The sequence below is a fragment of the Halomonas jincaotanensis genome (genome assembly GCF_018448785.1).
GTDB classification, from domain to species: Bacteria; Pseudomonadota; Gammaproteobacteria; order Pseudomonadales; family Halomonadaceae; genus Halomonas; species Halomonas jincaotanensis.
Map to the genome: position 1 here is coordinate 64,059 of NZ_JAHCLU010000001.1, position 17,085 is coordinate 81,143.

Here is a 17,085-nt window from a genome sequence, read left to right on the forward strand (position 1 = left end):
CTGCCAGTATCGGGACCACGTAATGCGTCATGCACTGCTCCCTCACGACACAAGCAACTGAGGCAGTAATGTTCACTAAGGCCTGCCTATCTTTCTGGCCGGCGCAACTCAGGAGGTGGGCGTTCGCCGACTTCCACGATCAATTCCTGCGACTCTCCATTACGGAGTACGGTCACGGGAAGTGATTGGCCGGGTTCGATAGCGGCGATGTCGCTCATGGCGATGCGCGCATCGAGTATGGGGCGGCCATCGAGCTCCAGCAGTACATCTCCGGTCTTCAATCCGGCCTCGTCGGCTGGGCCGGATGGCACGACCCCGGCCACCACTACGCCACGAGGCGCCTGAAGACCGAAAGAGGCCGCCAGGTCCTGATTGAGTTCCTGGGCTTCGATGCCCAGCCAACCCCGGATGACACGACCTTTTGTGACCAGATCCTCCAGAATGCTCCGCGCCAAGTTGGCGGGAATCGCGAAACCAATGCCTTGTGAACCGCCCGAGCGGGAGAAGATCGCGGTATTGATACCGACCAGCGATCCCTCGGCATTGATCAAGGCACCGCCGGAGTTACCGGGATTGATGGCGGCGTCAGTCTGGATGAAATCCTCGTAGGCGTTAAGGCCAAGATGGCTGCGACCCGTCGCGCTGATGATGCCCATGGTAACCGTCTGTCCGACACCGAACGGATTGCCGATGGCCAGTGAGATGTCGCCCACTGCCACGCCGCCCGTATCGGCAAGCTCAATGACGGGGAGGTTGTCGAGGTCGATGCGTAATACTGCCAGGTCGCTCTCCGGGTCGGTGCCGATGACCTCGGCGAGAATCTCGCGGCCGTCACGCAGTGCGACCTGGATCTGGTCGGCACCATTGATGACGTGGTGGTTGGTGAGGACAAAGCCGTCTTCACTGACGATGACGCCGGACCCCAGGCTCGACAGCATCCGTTGTCGGGCGGGCATGTCTTCACCGAAGAACTGGCGAAAGAAGGGGTCCGACATCAGCGGGTGCTCTTCTCGCTCAACGACCCGTGAGGAGTAGATGTTGGCGACAGCCGGTGCAGCACGCTCCACAGCACCGGCATAACTGGCAGGCCCCTGATCACGGGAGAGCGGTTCTGCCTGGCGCACCTCGGGTGAAGGACGCGATGCTTCCTCGTTTGTCGTGGCGATTGGCGTCGAGGTAATGCCGGGAGTAGTGGCCGGTGGCGAGCCGGGCGACGAGTCATGGCGCCCCAAGAGTTGTGGAAAGGCATTGAGCAGCACAATGGCCAGCAGCACGCCGATCAGCGCGGGCCAGACGTACGGCAACAGGGAGCGTCGCATGCGAGAGAGTTCCTTGCTTGGGGTGGTCGCGGGTCGAGGGCGCGACCGATACAATGGCCGCAGTGTAACATTGCCGTTTTGCCAATGCCCGGAGGGACCGATGGAACGTGATCGACTCGTTGCCGCCTGCGACCACTTGCTCGATACCGCCTCTATTACTGATTACACCCTGAATGGTCTGCAAGTTGCCGGGCGGACGGAGGTCAGGAAAGTGATGAGCGGTGTGACGGCTTGCCAGGCGCTGCTCGATGAGGCCGTGGCCTGGCAGGCCGATCTCGTGCTGGTTCACCACGGCTATTTCTGGAAGAACGAACCGATGGCGATTACCGGCATGAAGCGCCGGCGGCTACATACCCTTCTGGTCAATGATCTCAACCTTCTCGCGTATCATCTGCCCCTGGATAAGCATCCCGAGCTCGGCAACAATGCCGAGCTGGCGCGTCTGCTCGACATTGAGGTCACAGGGTGTGCCGATGGAGAACTCGGCACGGGGCTGGTCTGGTTGGGCAATCCTCCTCGGGGGCTTGATGCTCAGGGATTGGCAGGCCAGCTGGACAAATGCCTGTCGCGTCGGCCATTGTTGATTGAAGCACCCGGCAAAGGAGAGATACGCCGCATCGCCTGGTGTACTGGCGGAGCACAGGACATGATTACGGTGGCATTCGAGGCCGGGGCCGATGCTTTCATCTCGGGCGAGATATCCGAGCGCACGACCCATCTCGCCAGGGAGCTGGGCATCCATTACCTGGCGGCGGGCCATCACGCCACCGAGCGCTATGGTGTACAGGCGCTAGGCAAATGGTTGGTGGAAGAATTCGGCATCGAGTACCGTTTCGTCGATATCGACAATCCAGCCTGACAAGGCTCAAGCGGTTTGGCGGCGAGAGGCGTCTCATCGCCAGCAGGCGCCAGGCCCTCAGTAGCGAGGCGGTTGCAGCGCGACATCTCGGGACTTGAGGCCGAAATCCTCGGAGAGGGTTCCGCCGTTGCCATCCGCATAATCTCGAGGGGTGGTTGCCGGGCGTTCGTTAGTGGTATCTCTCTCCACCTCGGCTGGGGGGACGCTCAACGCACTTGTACGATGGGGAAGGCTGTTCAGCGTCTCGGTGCCCTTCTCGAGTCGCTGCATCAGCGTCTCGCTGTCCCGGCGCAGGTTTTCGGCAAGTTCCGTGAGTTCGGTAAAGTGCGTATCGACGCCACTTTTCAATACGGAAAGTTCGCGATCACGCTCGGCGATCTTCCTGCGGAGCGTCCGGACTTGACCGGCCCGGGCGTTTAAAAGGTGGTGGCTCATCGCACCAATCCCGATGCCGGCGAGCAGCACGGCAATCGTCAGTGCCCAATTGATGTTGCTTTCGTCCACATCTTTCTCCTGCGGCGATGGAAGCGGCCCGACGCGCTAGCCGGATCCGCGGGGATAGCCCATTATATGGCCTCAGTCGCGGGCCGGGTCAACGCGGCACCATCGATGCGAACCCATGGGGGGTTGGGTATAATCGTTGCCGTCGGCGCCGCGAGCAGGATCTTCCATTCTTAATGAGCGACTCTTCTACCATGCCAGTGTCCACTGATTCGACCCCTCCGGCCTCCCCGATGGCGCGTTATCGTGCCGATCTCGAGCGGGACGATTTTCACTATGATCCCGCCCAGGAGCAAGCGGTTCAGCACCTGCAGCGGCTTTACGACGACATGGTGGCAAGGCCACGTGCATCGCAGCGTTCCGCCCCGACCGGCAAGCGGATCACGTCACGCATGGCAGGACTTTTCGGGCGGCGTGAGGAGAAGCAGGTGCCTACCTTACCCGACACCAACGGCCTTTATCTTTGGGGAGGGGTGGGTCGCGGCAAGACGTATCTAATGGATTGCTTTCACGAGTCGCTGCCCTTTCCCGAAAAGATGCGCACGCATTTCCATCGTTTCATGCAGCGGGTGCATAACGAGCTCGAGTATTACAAGGGCGAACACAATCCCCTCAGGCTGGTTGCCGCCAAGTTCGCTGCCGAAGCCCGGGTGATCTGCTTCGATGAGTTTTTCGTCAAGGACATCACCGATGCGATGATCCTTACCAATCTCCTTGAAGTACTCTTCGAGCATGACGTAGTCCTGGTGGCGACCTCTAACGTCGTCCCCGACGACCTGTACAAGGAAGGTTTACAACGCTCGCGCTTTCTGCCGGCAATTGAATTGCTAAAGCGGCACTGCGATATCGTCAACATCGATGGCGGCATCGATTACCGACTGCGGGCCCTGGAGCGTGCCGAGATATTTCATGCCCCGCTTGACGCCGAGGCGGAGCGCGAATTGGCGCGTAGCTTCCGCGAAATCGCCGGTCACGAAGGAGAGGAGGGCGCCACCCTCGAGATCAACTATCGTGTGTTGCATACTCGTTGCCTACATGACGACATAGTCTGGTTCGAATTTCGTGAGCTCTGCGATGGTCCGCGTAGTCAGAACGATTACATCGAATTGGCCCGGGAATTCCATAGTGTGCTGCTGTCCAACGTGACTTGCATGGATCGGAAGACCGATGACCAGGCCCGGCGCTTCATCAATATGGTCGACGTGTTCTATGACCGGGGGGTCAAGTTGCTGATGTCGGCAGAGGCGCCCGCCGAGCGGCTATACAGCGGCGGCCGTTTGGAATTCGAGTTCAAGCGAACGCTGTCACGGTTGCAGGAAATGCAATCGCACGAGTATCTCGCCCTTCCGCATAAACCCTGATTGCCTCTTAACCCCAGCGTGAGAGTCGTGTAGAATGTCGGCTCGCTCGACCGTTGTGTCGCCCTTGAGCGCGGCGCAACCAAGAAAAATAGGGATGGTCCCGAGCCCGGAAGCGGGCGCAAGGGCCCAATGCATTGATTTGGTGATTCATTCATGAAGACGTTCACTGCCAAACCGCAGTCCGTCCAGCGCGACTGGTACGTCGTCGACGCAAAGGACAAGACCCTCGGTCGTCTGGCCACCGAGATTGCTCTCCGCTTGCGCGGTAAGCATAAGCCCGAGTTCACTCCGCACGTGGATACCGGCGATTATATCGTCGTTATCAATGCCGAAAAGGTCAAGGTCACAGGCAACAAGGCCAGTGCCAAGACCTATTACCGCCACACCGGCTACCCCGGTGGTCTGCGCTCCATGAATTTCGAGAAAATGATTGCTCACGCACCCGAGCGCGTAATCGAGTCTGCCGTCAAAGGCATGTTGCCGAAGGGTCCCCTGGGTCGTGCCATGTATACCAAGCTGAAGGTTTACGCCGGCACCGAGCATCCGCACGCTGCCCAGCAGCCGCAAGAACTCAACATCTGAGGGAGTCTTCGCCATGACACAACAGTATTACGGAACCGGGCGCCGCAAGACCTCCACCGCTCGCGTGTTTCTGAAGCCGGGAACCGGCAAGATTACGGTCAATGATCGTGCACTGAATGACTATTTTGGCCGCGTGACCGGCCACATGGTGGTTCGTCAGCCGCTCGAGTTGACAGAGACCCTGAATCAGTTCGACGTTTATGTCACCGTCAGGGGCGGCGGCGGTTCGTCGCAGGCTGGTGCCATTCGTCATGGGATTACCCGTGCGTTGCTGGTCTACAACGAAGAATTTCGCAAGTCGCTTCGCGCGGCAGGGTACGTTACCCGTGATGCGCGTCAGGTCGAGCGCAAGAAAGTGGGGCTGCGCAAGGCGCGTCGCCGTCCACAGTTCTCCAAGCGTTAAGCGTTCGCTTGCTCGATTCCAGCGCCCGAGTCCCATGGCTCGGGCGTTTTTATTTCTGCATCAACCAGTTGTTATGGCGCTTTCGTCTTGGTCAGGATCACTTGTCCTTGTGCGGAGCGGCGCGTTTTTTTACCATAGACTGCATTTGGTAGCCGTAGTCGCGAGATGCGTTGTCGGTCCGTGATGCCGGTGGTCAAGCTGATGGGAGAAACAAGAAATGGCAGATAACGGCGTGAACAAAGGGCGGCGCCGTTTCCTCGTAGGCGCCACCTCTGTTGTAGGAGCGGTAGGCGCTGTCGGGGTAGCGGTACCCTTTGTGGCTTCCTGGCAGCCGAGTGCCAGAGCAAGGGCAGCGGGTGCGCCGGTGCGAGCGGATATTTCCAAGCTCGAGCCGGGGCAGCGGATGACCGTGGAGTGGCGTGGTCGTCCCGTGTGGGTCATCAGCCGCACGCCGGAGATGGTCGAGCGCACCCGAGAGATTGGTGAGTCCCGCCTTGCGGATCCCAACTCCATGGTGGAACAGCAGCCCAGCTATATCGAGGGCCCTCTGCGCTCGATCAAGCCCGAGATCGGCGTGCTCATTGGCATCTGCACCCATCTTGGCTGCTCGCCGCTCTTTCGTCCCGAGCCGGATGCGGTTGACATGGATGACTGGCCGGGCGGTTTCTTCTGTCCCTGTCATGGCTCCTACTTCGACCTGGCTGGCCGTGTATTCACCAACGTGCCGGCGCCGACCAATCTCGAAGTACCGCCTTACCGCTTCGAAGGCGACGACATCATCGTCGGTGAAGATGAGGAGACTGCCTGATGGCCAACCCAAACAAAGTCAAGGCGGAACGTGGTGTCATGCGCTGGGTCGATGACCGATTTCCCGCGACCCAGATGTGGCAAGACCACATGGCCAAGTACTACGCTCCCAAGAACTTCAACTTCTGGTATTTTTTCGGCTCTCTGGCGCTCCTGGTGCTGGTCAACCAGATTCTTACGGGAGTCTGGTTGACAATGAGCTACAACCCCACCGCCGAAGGGGCATTCGCTTCCGTCGAATACATCATGCGTGATGTCGAGTACGGGTGGCTGATTCGCTACATGCATTCTACCGGTGCGACGGCATTTTTTGCGGTGATCTATCTGCATATGTTCCGTGGCCTTCTCTATGGCTCCTACAAGGCGCCACGTGAGCTGGTCTGGATCTTCGGCATGACCATCTACCTGGCGCTGATGGCCGAGGCTTTCATGGGTTACCTGCTGCCCTGGGGGCAGATGTCCTATTGGGGGGCTCAGGTGATCATTTCATTGTTCTCGGCGATTCCGGTGATCGGTCCCGACCTGACCCAGTGGATCCGCGGCGACTTCCTGATTTCGGGGATTACCCTCAATCGCTTCTTTGCCCTGCATGTGGTGGCGCTGCCCATCGTGATCCTTGCGCTGGTCGTATTGCATATCATCGCCCTGCACGAGGTTGGTTCCAACAATCCCGATGGTATCGACATCAAGGCCAAGAAGGATGAGACCGGCAAGCCCCTCGATGGTATCCCCTTCCATCCTTATTACACCTTCAAGGACCTTGTTGGTGTGGCGGTCTTTCTGTTTGTGTTCTGTGTGGTGATCTTCTATTTCCCGGAGGGCGGCGGGTACTTCATTGAGAAGCCCAACTTCGAGCCTGCCAATCCCATGGTGACTCCGGATCATATCGCACCGGTTTGGTACTTCACGCCGTTCTACGCGATCCTGCGTGCCATTACCTTCTCGGTGTTTGGCCTGGATGCCAAGTTCCTCGGGGTGTTGTTCATGGGTGGGGCAATTGCGATGCTCTTTGTCTTGCCTTGGCTTGATCGTAGTCCGGTTCGCTCCATGCGCTACAAGGGCTGGATGTCCAAGGTGATGCTCACCTTGTTTGCGATCAGTTTCGTGATACTTGGCGTGCTTGGCGTATTGCCGACCACTGGAGCCCGTACACTACTCGCCCAGGTATGTACCGCGATCTACTTCGCCTTCTTCCTGCTGATGCCGTTCTATACGCGGCTGGAGAAGACCAAACCCGTTCCGGAGAGGGTGACTGGCTAATGAAAAAGCAACTGTTTGCACTGCTATTCGCGCTGCTGCCGGTCGTCGCCATGGGAGCGCCCGCTGCCGGTGTACCTTTCTCCATGGAACCGGACCTGCAGGATAAGGCGTCGTTGCAGAATGGCATGAAACTTTATGTCAATTACTGCATGGGGTGTCACTCGCTGGAACACCAGCGCTTCTCGCGGGCCGCTGAGGATCTCAATATTCCCCAAGAGCTGGTGGAAGAAAATCTAATATTCTCCTCGGATCTGGCCTTCAACGATCAGATGCATATCGCGATGGGCAACGACGACGCGGCCAACTGGTTTGGTGCCGCGCCACCGGATCTTTCCCTAGTGAGTCGCCTGCGGGGCAACGACTGGATTTACTCTTATCTGCTGACCTTCTACAGGGATCCGGATACTGGGACCGGCGTGAACAACGTGGTATTCGACCTGGTGTCGATGCCCAACGTTCTCGAGCCGCTTCAGGGTGTACAGGAGATGGTGTGTGCCGAGACGGACCGTCCCGTGGAGGGTGCCGAGCTTGATCCGCTCTCCGGCAAGTACCAATCCTGTGAAACTCTGCAGGTGACGCAGCCCGGACAGATGGAGCCAGAAGAATTTGAGGAAGCCGTCTATGACCTGACCAACTTCCTGGCCTATGTGGGCGAGCCTTCCAAGCTTCAGGCACAGGCTCTTGCACCTAAAGTATTGATATTCATATTTATTTTTGGTGTCATTGCCTATCTGCTCAAGCGCGAGTACTGGCGCGACATTCACTGATTCGTAATTAGCGATGATGCTTGAGGCGCGTGGCCATGCAGGCCATGCGCCTTTTTATGATACAACCTGGACCCGCATGGTCGGGCGGTCATGCCCCCTCACTCAGGGGGCTACCGTGTTACTATTGCTGTTCGAACTGATGTGAGGATTGTTTCATGGGTGTAGTGGCCAAGCGGTCGTCGATGATTTTCTACTCTGGAGGGAGTGATCACTTTAGTCACCGTGTGCGCATCGTGCTCGCCGAGAAAGGCGTAGCAGTGGATATTGTCGAGGTGAGCAGTGAGCATCCCCCCGAAGAACTCGCCGACCTCAATCCCTACAACAGCGTGCCGACGCTTCTTGATCGTGATCTTGTGCTCTATGAATCCAAGGTCATGATGGAGTACCTCGATGAGCGCTTCCCGCATCCGCCGTTATTGCCGGTCTACCCCGTGGCGCGTGCCCAGAGCCGATTATGGATGCATCGCATCGAACGTGAGTGGTGCCCGTTGGTCGAGCAGATTCTCGACGGTGGCAAGAAGGAAACCGAGAAAGCCCGCAAGGAACTTCGTGAAAGCCTGGTAGGGATCTCGCCGATCTTCGAGGATATGCCTTACTTCATGAGCGAGGAGTTTACCTTGGTCGATTGCTGCCTGGCGCCCATCCTCTGGCGTTTGCCAGTGCTGGGGATTGAACTCCCCGACAAGCAAGTGAAGCCTTTGATCGGCTACATGGAGCGGGTTTTCGAGCGCGAGGGGTTCAAGGCCGCGTTGAGCGAAAGTGAGCGCGAGATGCGCCAGTGATATCGCGCTTCTGGCCCCGAGCCGGACTGGCGGACTTATATATACCCAAGCAGGAGGGCCAACTGATGCAATCGAGTCGCCCCTATCTTGTCAGAGCCCTTAACCAGTGGCTGCTGGACAATGCGCTAACTCCCTACATCGTAGTGGATGCCGAATATCCAGGCGTTGAAGTGCCTCGTCAGTTCGTACAAAACGGACAGATCGTGCTGAATATGGCGCCGACGGCGGTGCGTGACATCTTCATGGAGAACGAGGCGCTCGGCTTCAGTGCACGCTTCGGTGGCCAGCCCATGCGGATCATGGTGCCGATGGCAGCGCTGGTGGCTATCTACGCTCGTGAGAATGGTGTCGGGATGGTGTTTGGTCACGAACCGGAATTGCCGATCGCCGACGGGGAAAAGACAGCTCCAGCCGACGAGCAGGCGCCGACGCTGAGTAGTGTGGAAATCGATGACAGCGGTGAGGATGGCACAAGCGACAAGGACGGAGGTAAAGCGGATGAGGATGAGGCGCCCCGCAAGGGAAAACCCTCGCTGCGTGTCATCAAGTGAGTCGCTGAGTCGGCGTGATTGCCAGACGACTTGAAGTGCTAGCGGATGCTAAAGACTACGCAAGACGGCAGACCACTGTTCTGCCGTCTTGCGTAAGCGGCGATCGGATGATGGCCTGCTGGTCCGCTACGAAAGGAGGCGAGGGGGCCGTCAATCCAGGTAGTCGAACACCTTGACGATACGCTCCATACCGCCAACTCGTGAGACTGCCTCGACGATGCGCTCGGCCTCACCACGCGTCACAATGCCCATCAGGTAGACGCTGGCATTCTCGGTGACCACCCGGATGCGCCCGGTATCGATCTGCTCGTTTGCCGCAAGGCTGGTGCGAATTCGAGTATTGAGCCAGGTATCGGCGAGTCGCTGACTTGCTGGCAGGTTGGCGGCAACCGACAACTCGTTGTGCACTACCCTGACATTGCGGACGTTGTTCGCTATCTCGTTTGCCATCTCCTTGAGCTCTTCACTCGGCACCTGTCCCGTCAGCAGTACCACGCCGCTGTAGGCATCGACATGGATGCGGGCATCCCCCAGTCGCGCATCGGTACGTGGGAGATTATGGTTGATCTTGGTCTCGATGCTGTTGTCCTCGACCTTGGCACCTTGGGTACGTTCTCCATAGTTCTCTTCCAGGGTACCCGGTGTGGCCGCCGAGTTGACGGCTGCGCAACCGGAAACGGCCAGCGTCAGGCCGATGATAAGGGCTGTAAACAGAGTTTTGTAAGTCATGAATATCATTCGCTGGCACCAAAGAGTTGTTCGTCGATCAAGTCGCACAGGCAGTGGATCACCAATAGGTGAACCTCTTGGATGCGAGCTGTGGAAGTGGCTGGGACGCGTATCTCGCAATCATCCTGGCTGAGCAACGAGGTCATGTTGCCACCATCTCGCCCGGTCAGGGCGACCACCGTCATATCTCTGTCGTGGGCCGCCTGAATCGCCTGGATGACATTGGCCGAGTTGCCGCTGGTCGAAATGGCCAGCAGAATGTCCCCGGGCTGGCCAAGGGCGCGAATCTGCTTGGAAAAGACCTCATTGTAACTGTAATCATTGGCGATGGAAGTCAGTGTTGAGGTGTCGGTGGTCAAGGCTAGAGCGGGCAGACTTGGCCGCTCGCGTTCGAAGCGATTGAGCAACTCGGATGAAAAGTGCTGACTGTCACCGGCGCTGCCTCCGTTACCGCAGGCGAGTATCTTGCCCTCACTGACCAGGCATTGCACCATCATCTGGCTGGCGACCTCGATGAAGGGCGGCAGGACCTCGCTGGCATAGGTCTTGGTGTCGATGCTAGCGTTGAATTGCCCGATAATACGCTGCTGAAAATCCATGCGGGGTTCCTGATCGTATGGCTGATGGGCGCGGCCAGTCAGAAGGCATCGAAAGCACCCTGCACCCAATGAAAATCAAAGGCTGGGGCCCGGCCGGTCACGGCCAACACGTCGAAGCGACAGGGACATGATAGCCGGTTGCGCTGGAGATAAAAAAGCGCCGCCTTCACAAGCCGACGTTGCTTGGTATGGGTTACGGTTTCCAGTGCATGTCCATGGCGTGTCGTGGTGCGATGCTTTACCTCGACAAACACCAAAGTGTCGCCGTCCTGCATTACCAGGTCGAGTTCTCCACCCTTGGCATGCTGATTACTGGCCAGCAGTCGCAGTCCACGCCTGGCAAGCCAGCTTGCGGCGATCCGCTCGATGGCTTCGCCACGGGCGCGTGCATCATGTGGGGTCGTCATCGCGCTGATCGCTCTCGGCATCGTCTGTCGACCGATCGAAAAGTCCGGGAATCAGGATGGGTTGCGGCACGCCATTGACGAATCGCGCCCAGGGCAGCTGGCGCAGGATGCGGCCGTCCTCACCGGGACGCAGCGTCCCGGTGGCGCCGAACACCTCGCTGTCAGGTAACGCCTGCAACTGGGGCAGGCGTCGGGCCAGTTCGTAAGCATCCACCCCCATGGCCAGCAGTCGGAACATCGCCGGGTCGGATTCCTCTCGCAGCTCACGGTAGCTGGCGAAGAAGGGCAGGGCCTCTTCGCCGCCGACGGCGGCATCGGGAATCTGCCAGGGAATATCGATAAACCGAACATCATCCAGATCTTGGTCCAGACGCGGTTGCAGGCGTCCTTCGTAAAGATGGGAGGTGGCATAGACCGGCAGTTCACTCGCGTAGAAATAGTCCAGGGTCGGTGGCACCTGACGAGCAAACTCGGGGAGCGCCAACAGGAACAGCATATCGACGTTGCCCAGCCTGGCGCGCTCGTTGCTCACATTGAGTGCGGGTTTCACGGCATTGGCCACCGAGCCTTGAGGATCATAGCGAACCGCCTTGGTCACCTCGCCGCCGCGGTCGCGCCATTCCTCCCAGTAGGCTTCGCCCACCCGGCCACCCCAGTCATTATCAGGCACCAACAGCACAGCACTACGATGACCATCCTGCCAGGCACGCCGTGCAGTCTGGCGGGCTTCGTCCTCGGCGGACAAGCCATACTGGAACAGGTTGTCGGTCTGGTTGCGCTCGGACGTTCCGTAATTCAAGGCGAGGGTGGGCAGCGGAACCTCGTCGCGACGCTCCAGTTCGCTGACGAGCTGCTTCTCTAACGGCCCGACAACAACCTGGGCGCCGCGATTCTCTGCCTCGCGGTAAAGGGCCTCGAGATCGCCATGGCTCGAATCGATGAAGGTTAATCGTGCGCTGTTGCCTTGGTTGGCTTCGTTAAGGTGGTGGGTGCGCATGCCCTCGCGAATTGCCGCGGCAACTTCGGAAAGCGGGCCGGATTCCGGGAGGAAAACGGCAATGTGGCTGACCTCCTGGCCGCGTAACTCACGGAGCGCCAAGAGCTCAGCAGGCAGGCGCCGCGCCGCAGGGTGGTTGACCTGACGATCACGCCAGTCATCCAGCCGATCGAACAGCCGTTGAATGTCACCGCCGCTGGTGCGAAACAGCTCGACCAGATCGAGCCATCCCTGAGTGAGTGAATTTGCTCCTGATTCGAGGGAAGTCAGCTGTCGAGCTTCCAGTTGCGTCAGGGCATCCCAGATCCGATCATTGAGCGCTTCCTGATCCGTGTCGGCCTGGACGCCAATCAGGGTTTCGGCGGCAGCAAGGGGCTCATCCACCTCGAGAAGCGCCATCCCCAGGCGCTCACGAAGCTTGACCGACTGATCCGGCGTCGGCTGCAGTGCCTCGATGTCCTGGCCGGCCTGAATGACCGCCCAGGGATCGTCCAGCGCCTCGCCCAATTCCGAGAGCAACAATGCCCAGCGCAACCGTTCAGATGCCTCGAGCTGACGGTCATCGATCTCCTTGGCAACGTCGAGTGCCTGGGTGCGGCTGCCTTGGCGTGCTAGGATGTTGGCCGCTTCCAGGCGGGTGAGAGCCGCCTGAGCAGGTCCCTGCTCCTCGGCTTGCTGGAGTAATTGCTGTGGGTCGTCGGGGGTTCGACGCTCCATTATGCTGGGTTGCAAGCCGCAGCCTGCCAATAATATCGCCATGAGCGCGGCGACCATCAGGCCGCGAATCGAGATGTTCATGAATCCTTCCTTGTCCCCATCGTCGAGAGCACCCCAGGGAGCCGAGATGTCAGATGCGATTGCTGGTGCATTGTACGTGGTCGCTACACCGATTGGGAATCTGGAAGACCTGAGTGCACGCGCGAAACGAGTACTGGGCGAGGTGGCGCTGATCGCTGCGGAAGATACTCGACACAGTGCACGTTTGTTGCGGCATCTCGGCCTTTCGGTGCCGATGCTTTCGCTTCATGAGCATAATGAGTCGGCACGGGTTGAGCAGCTTGATATACGGTTGCTTGCTGGCGAGTCGGTCGCCCTGATCAGCGATGCAGGAACTCCACTGATCAGTGATCCGGGCTTTGTGCTGGTGCGTGAGTTGCGCGCCAGGGGGCGGCAGATCATTCCGATTCCCGGTCCTTGCGCTCTGGTGGCAGCCCTATCGGCGGCAGGGTTGCCGACGGATCGGTTTCTTTTTCAAGGATTTCTGCCGGCCAGGAGTTCGGGGCGGCGCGCCCGACTCGAGTTATTGGCCGGCCGCGAGGAAACCCTGGTGTTCTATGAATCGCCGCACCGGATTCGCGATACCCTGGCCGATCTTGCGGTTACGCTCCAGGAGCGCCAGCTAATACTGGCCCGTGAGCTCACCAAGACCTTCGAGACTTTTCTCGACGGTACGGCCGCCGGCCTCCTGGCGCGCATGGATGAAGATCCCGATCAGGCGCGAGGCGAGTTCGTGATCATGGTGGCTGGTTCGGCACCGCGAGGCGGTGAGGCGTCTGCCTCCTTTGAGGCGGATGCGCTGCTGACGGCGCTGCTCGAGGAGGGCGTGGGTGTGAAGCAGGCTGCCTCCGTGACATCACGAGTGCTGGGCGGTTCGAAGAAAGAGTGGTATGCCAGGACCCAGACTCTCAAGGACGGGGATTGAGGGGTATCGGGGGCGCTGGTATGCTTGCCGCGGGAGTTGGCCAGACAGTCGCCGCCGCGCCAGGTTTTCGGATCGGGCGCAGGGGAGGAAAGTCCGGGCTCCACAGGGCAGAGTGCCAGGTAATGCCTGGGCGGCGTGAGCCGACGGAAAGTGCAGCAGAGAGTAGACCGCCTACGTCTCCTTCGGGAGACCGGCAAGGGTGAAAGGGTGCGGTAAGAGCGCACCGCACGCCTGGTAACAGTGCGTGGCACGGTAAACCCCACTCGGAGCAAGACCAAATAGGAACCCATTGGCGTGGCCCGCGTCGGGTTCGGGTAGGTTGCTGGAGGGCCGTGGTGACGCGGCTCCTAGAGGAATGGCTGTCCACGACAGAACCCGGCTTATCGGCCGACTCCCCCTATCATTTACTTTATCTGTCCCCCTCCATCCCTTCGAACGAGAAGTGCATGACGTCATCCGCCTCTGAACACGCCGCCAGCGGCTTCCGCCATGCCAGCGTGCTGCTCGACGGGGCCGTCGATGCCTTGGTTCATGATCCGCAAGGCCATTATCTGGATGGGACTTTCGGGCGTGGGGGGCATTCCCGCGCGATTCTCGAGCGCCTGGCTCCCGAAGGACGATTGCTGGCCATCGACCGCGATCCTCAGGCAGTCGCCGCCGCCGCAAGCATCGAGGATACGCGCTTCAGTATCGAGCGTGGCGAGTTTGCCCATCTCGGTGGTATCGCTACGGCTCGGGGTCTGCATGGTCGCCTCGACGGCATTCTGCTCGACGTAGGGGTGTCTTCGCCTCAACTCGACGATCCCGAGAGGGGATTCAGCTTCCTGCGCGACGGGCCGCTGGACATGCGCATGGATCCTTCCTGCGGCGAGAGTGCCGCCGAGTTTCTCACCCGCGCCGATGAGGCCGAGATCGTCAGGGTGTTCAAACAGTATGGAGAAGAGCGCTACGCCCGTCGCCTCGTCAGGGCCATCGTCTCCCGGCGGGTCGACCAGCCCTTCGAGCGCACCGCGGATCTAGCCGAGGTGATCAAGACGGCACATCCTGCTTGGGAAAAGGGGAAGCATCCGGCTACCCGGGTCTTCCAGGCGCTGCGAATTCAGGTCAATGGCGAGCTTGAGCAGCTCGACGCGGCATTGGACGAGTCGCTCGAAGCATTGGCACCGGGGGGGCATCTGGTGGTGATCAGCTTTCATTCGCTGGAAGACCGTCGTGTCAAGCGTTTCATCCGTCGGCATGTGCGGGGCGATACCGACCTGCCACGGGGGGTGCCGGTCCGCGATGACCAACTGGCGCGGCGCCTCGACGCGGTGGGCAAGGCGCGACGTGCTAGCGCGACGGAACTTGCGGCCAATCCACGCGCGCGCAGTGCCGTAATGCGCGTGGCGCGTAAACGCAGCTGAGGAGGCGCCATGGCCAAGGGAACGCTCCCAGGTCCCAATGATGTCGGCTGGCCGTTAGCACGATTTTCTGGCCTGCGGCTGCTGCTCGTCGTGTTGCTTGTGATGGCCTGTCTGGGGAGCGCCCTGGCGGTGATCACCGCCAGCCATCTCACCCGTGAACAGTATGCGGACCTGCAACGCCTGGAGAGTGAGCATCAACAGTTGCAGACCGAGTGGGGGCAACTGCTGCTCGAGGACAGTGCCTGGTCTTCACCCGCCCGCGTCGAGGGCCTGGCTGAGGACCGGCTAGAAATGCGCCTGCCCGAGGTAGTGGACGTCGAGGTGATTCGTCCGTGAGCCTTGATGCCCGAAGCGGTGTAACCCCCCGGCGACCGCCGCCCATGGAGCCGATGGGCGGCGTGAGGTACGGCCTGCTGCTATTGTTGATTGCGATCGGACTGGGATTGCTCGCCGGACGCGTGGTGACGTTGCATGTCATCGATCGACCCTTCCTGCAGGGTCAAGGCGATGCCCGCACACTGCGCACCGATACGATTCCTGCCCACCGAGGCATGATCAGTGATCGCCATGGCGAGCCACTGGCCATTTCCACTCCGGTCGTCACGCTGTGGGCCAACCCCCAGGATCTGCCTGTCGATGATATCCAGCGGCTGATGCTGGCCCGTGGCCTGGGTATGGAACTCGACGCTCTCAACGAGCGTATTGATCGCTATGCCGAGCGCGAATTCATGTACCTGCAGCGACGCCTGACACCGAAAGCGGCGAAGCGAGTGCTTGACCTGCGTATTCCAGGCGTTTACTCCCGACAGGAATACAAGCGCTATTACCCCACGGGAGAAGTGTCGGCCCAGCTTCTGGGAGTCACCAATATCGATGATGCCGGCCAGGAAGGCCTGGAGCTCGCTTATCAGTCCCATTTAGCGGGAACCCCGGGGCAGCGTCGTGTATTGAAGGATCGACGTGGCCGTCTGGTTCGTGATCTTGCTGTATTGCGCGAGGCCCGTCCGGGGGGGGATCTGACGCTCTCCATCGATCAGCGTCTGCAGTACATGGCGTATCGTGAACTCAAGACGGCTGTCGCCGAGCATCAGGCTGATGGCGGTGTGGTGGTGATGATGGACGCGGATACCGGCGAGGTGCTGGCCATGGCCAATCAGCCCTCCTACAATCCCAACAACCGAGCAGGCCTTGACCCTCGGGGGCTTCGAAATCAGGCGATTGTCGATGTCTTCGAGCCGGGTTCGGTGGTCAAGCCCTTGGCCATGGCGGCGGTGATGGAGAGTGGTGCCTTTGATCGCGATACCGTGGTCGATACCTCACCGGGCTGGATGCGCATCGACCGCTTCACCATTCGCGATATCCGCAATTACGGCAAGCTGGACATGGCCGGCATCCTCGAGAAGTCCTCCAATATCGGCATGTCGAAGTTGGTGCTGGAGCTTGACGACCCGCTGGTGCCTGAGAAATACCGTCTCTTGGGATTCGGGGAGAGCCCGGGGACGGGGTTTCCTGGCGAGGCCAACGGCAGCATGCCGGCCCCGGTACGCTGGTCGAGTAGCCAGTGGGCGGCGCTTTCCTACGGCTACGGACTTTCTGTGTCGGCATTGCAACTGGCAAGTGCTTTTACGGCACTCGCCAACGATGGGATCCGGTTTGCGCCTTCGCTACTTCGGCTCAACGAGCCGCCGACGGGCATCTCCGTGATCGATCCCGCCGTGGCTCATGACCTGTTGCGTATCATGGAAGAGTCGGTACAGCCTGGTACGGGGGGGCGGCGAGCAGGGGTTCCTGGCTATCGCGTCGCTGGCAAGACCGGAACGGTGCGTAAGAGCTCCTCGACCGGCTACACCGAAGATGCGTATCGCAGCCTGTTCGTTGGCGTCGCCCCCGTCTCGGACCCGAGTATCGTTACCGTGGTGATGATCGATCATCCCAAGGCGGGCGATTACTATGGTGGTGCCGTCGCCGCCCCCGTGTTCTCGCGGGTGGCCGGTAATGCGTTGCGCCTGCTCGATGTGCCGCCTGACGCTCGCGAGGAATGAGTATGAACGCCAGT

The 17,085-nt window shown here is 59.9% G+C and carries 19 protein-coding genes and 1 other RNA gene; 14 read left to right on the plus strand and 6 right to left on the minus strand.

Features of this window, described 5'->3' with window-relative positions; all coding sequences use genetic code 11:
- Positions 1–86: 86 nt before the first annotated feature.
- Complete coding sequence (locus KG088_RS00325; RefSeq protein WP_213823499.1) at positions 87–1,319, minus strand: Do family serine endopeptidase; 1,233 nt, start codon at positions 1,317–1,319, stop codon at positions 87–89.
- 100 nt (positions 1,320–1,419) lie between these two features.
- Between KG088_RS00325 and KG088_RS00330 the strand changes: the two genes are divergently transcribed.
- Entirely contained in the window at positions 1,420–2,178 is a 759-nt protein-coding gene (locus tag KG088_RS00330) for a Nif3-like dinuclear metal center hexameric protein (protein WP_213823500.1), read from the plus strand.
- Between the two features lie 57 nt (positions 2,179–2,235).
- Here KG088_RS00330 and KG088_RS00335 read toward each other — a convergent pair whose 3' ends face one another.
- Complete coding sequence (locus tag KG088_RS00335; RefSeq protein WP_213823501.1) at positions 2,236–2,682, minus strand: YhcB family protein; 447 nt, start codon at positions 2,680–2,682, stop codon at positions 2,236–2,238.
- A 173-nt stretch (positions 2,683–2,855) separates the two neighbouring features.
- Here KG088_RS00335 and zapE point away from each other — a divergent pair, with 173 nt between their 5' ends.
- From zapE to KG088_RS00375, 8 genes are all read left to right on the plus strand, one after another.
- Entirely contained in the window at positions 2,856–4,040 is a 1,185-nt protein-coding gene (zapE, locus tag KG088_RS00340) for a cell division protein ZapE (RefSeq protein ID WP_250147980.1), read from the plus strand.
- Between the two features lie 153 nt (positions 4,041–4,193).
- On the plus strand, positions 4,194–4,622 hold the full coding sequence (gene rplM / locus KG088_RS00345; protein ID WP_213823502.1) for a 50S ribosomal protein L13: 429 nt from the start codon (positions 4,194–4,196) through the stop codon (positions 4,620–4,622).
- Positions 4,623–4,635: 13 nt separating this feature from the next.
- Positions 4,636–5,025, plus strand: a complete 390-nt coding sequence (gene rpsI, locus KG088_RS00350; RefSeq protein ID WP_213823503.1) for a 30S ribosomal protein S9 — start codon at positions 4,636–4,638, stop codon at positions 5,023–5,025.
- Between the two features lie 217 nt (positions 5,026–5,242).
- Positions 5,243–5,833 carry a ubiquinol-cytochrome c reductase iron-sulfur subunit gene (gene petA, locus KG088_RS00355; protein WP_213823504.1) on the plus strand — a complete coding sequence of 197 codons (591 nt, stop codon included), beginning with the start codon at positions 5,243–5,245 and terminating at the stop codon, positions 5,831–5,833.
- Positions 5,833–7,092: a cytochrome b gene (locus KG088_RS00360; protein WP_213823505.1), complete on the plus strand. Its 1,260-nt coding sequence runs from the start codon at positions 5,833–5,835 to the stop codon at positions 7,090–7,092. Before petA ends, KG088_RS00360 begins: the two co-directional genes overlap by 1 nt.
- Positions 7,092–7,859, plus strand: coding sequence for a cytochrome c1 (locus KG088_RS00365; RefSeq protein ID WP_213823506.1), 768 nt, complete (start codon positions 7,092–7,094; stop codon positions 7,857–7,859). The genes KG088_RS00360 and KG088_RS00365 overlap by 1 nt, the downstream gene beginning before the upstream one ends.
- Positions 7,860–8,014: 155 nt before the next feature.
- Positions 8,015–8,641, plus strand: a complete 627-nt coding sequence (gene sspA, locus KG088_RS00370; RefSeq protein WP_213823507.1) for a stringent starvation protein SspA — start codon at positions 8,015–8,017, stop codon at positions 8,639–8,641.
- 65 nt (positions 8,642–8,706) lie between these two features.
- On the plus strand, positions 8,707–9,192 hold the full coding sequence (locus KG088_RS00375) for a ClpXP protease specificity-enhancing factor (protein ID WP_213823508.1): 486 nt from the start codon (positions 8,707–8,709) through the stop codon (positions 9,190–9,192).
- Between the two features lie 150 nt (positions 9,193–9,342).
- Here the strand turns inward: KG088_RS00375 and KG088_RS00380 are convergent, their stop codons facing one another.
- From KG088_RS00380 to KG088_RS00395, 4 genes are read right to left on the minus strand one after another with little or no spacing between them, the layout of a single operon-like run.
- Positions 9,343–9,921 (minus strand): BON domain-containing protein, encoded by a 579-nt coding sequence (locus KG088_RS00380; RefSeq protein ID WP_213823509.1) that lies wholly within the window; start codon positions 9,919–9,921, stop codon positions 9,343–9,345.
- Positions 9,922–9,926: 5 nt separating this feature from the next.
- Entirely contained in the window at positions 9,927–10,520 is a 594-nt protein-coding gene (locus tag KG088_RS00385) for a phosphoheptose isomerase (protein ID WP_213823510.1), read from the minus strand.
- 38 nt (positions 10,521–10,558) lie between these two features.
- Entirely contained in the window at positions 10,559–10,927 is a 369-nt protein-coding gene (locus KG088_RS00390) for a YraN family protein (RefSeq protein ID WP_213823511.1), read from the minus strand.
- Positions 10,911–12,722, minus strand: a complete 1,812-nt coding sequence (locus tag KG088_RS00395) for a penicillin-binding protein activator (RefSeq protein ID WP_213823512.1) — start codon at positions 12,720–12,722, stop codon at positions 10,911–10,913. Before KG088_RS00395 ends, KG088_RS00390 begins: the two co-directional genes overlap by 17 nt.
- A 46-nt stretch (positions 12,723–12,768) precedes the next feature.
- Here KG088_RS00395 and rsmI point away from each other — a divergent pair, with 46 nt between their 5' ends.
- From rsmI to KG088_RS00420, 5 genes are all read left to right on the plus strand, one after another.
- On the plus strand, positions 12,769–13,626 hold the full coding sequence (gene rsmI / locus KG088_RS00400; RefSeq protein ID WP_213823513.1) for a 16S rRNA (cytidine(1402)-2'-O)-methyltransferase: 858 nt from the start codon (positions 12,769–12,771) through the stop codon (positions 13,624–13,626).
- 32 nt (positions 13,627–13,658) lie between these two features.
- Positions 13,659–14,025: RNase P RNA component class A (gene rnpB / locus KG088_RS00405), an RNA gene on the plus strand.
- A 47-nt stretch (positions 14,026–14,072) separates the two neighbouring features.
- Complete coding sequence (rsmH, locus tag KG088_RS00410; protein ID WP_213823514.1) at positions 14,073–15,029, plus strand: 16S rRNA (cytosine(1402)-N(4))-methyltransferase RsmH; 957 nt, start codon at positions 14,073–14,075, stop codon at positions 15,027–15,029.
- Positions 15,030–15,038: 9 nt separating this feature from the next.
- A complete protein-coding gene (gene ftsL / locus KG088_RS00415; protein WP_213823515.1) occupies positions 15,039–15,365 on the plus strand; it encodes a cell division protein FtsL in 327 nt (108 codons plus the stop codon).
- Positions 15,366–15,418: 53 nt separating this feature from the next.
- Entirely contained in the window at positions 15,419–17,071 is a 1,653-nt protein-coding gene (locus tag KG088_RS00420) for a peptidoglycan D,D-transpeptidase FtsI family protein (protein WP_213823881.1), read from the plus strand.
- The last annotated feature ends 14 nt before the right edge of the window (positions 17,072–17,085 follow it).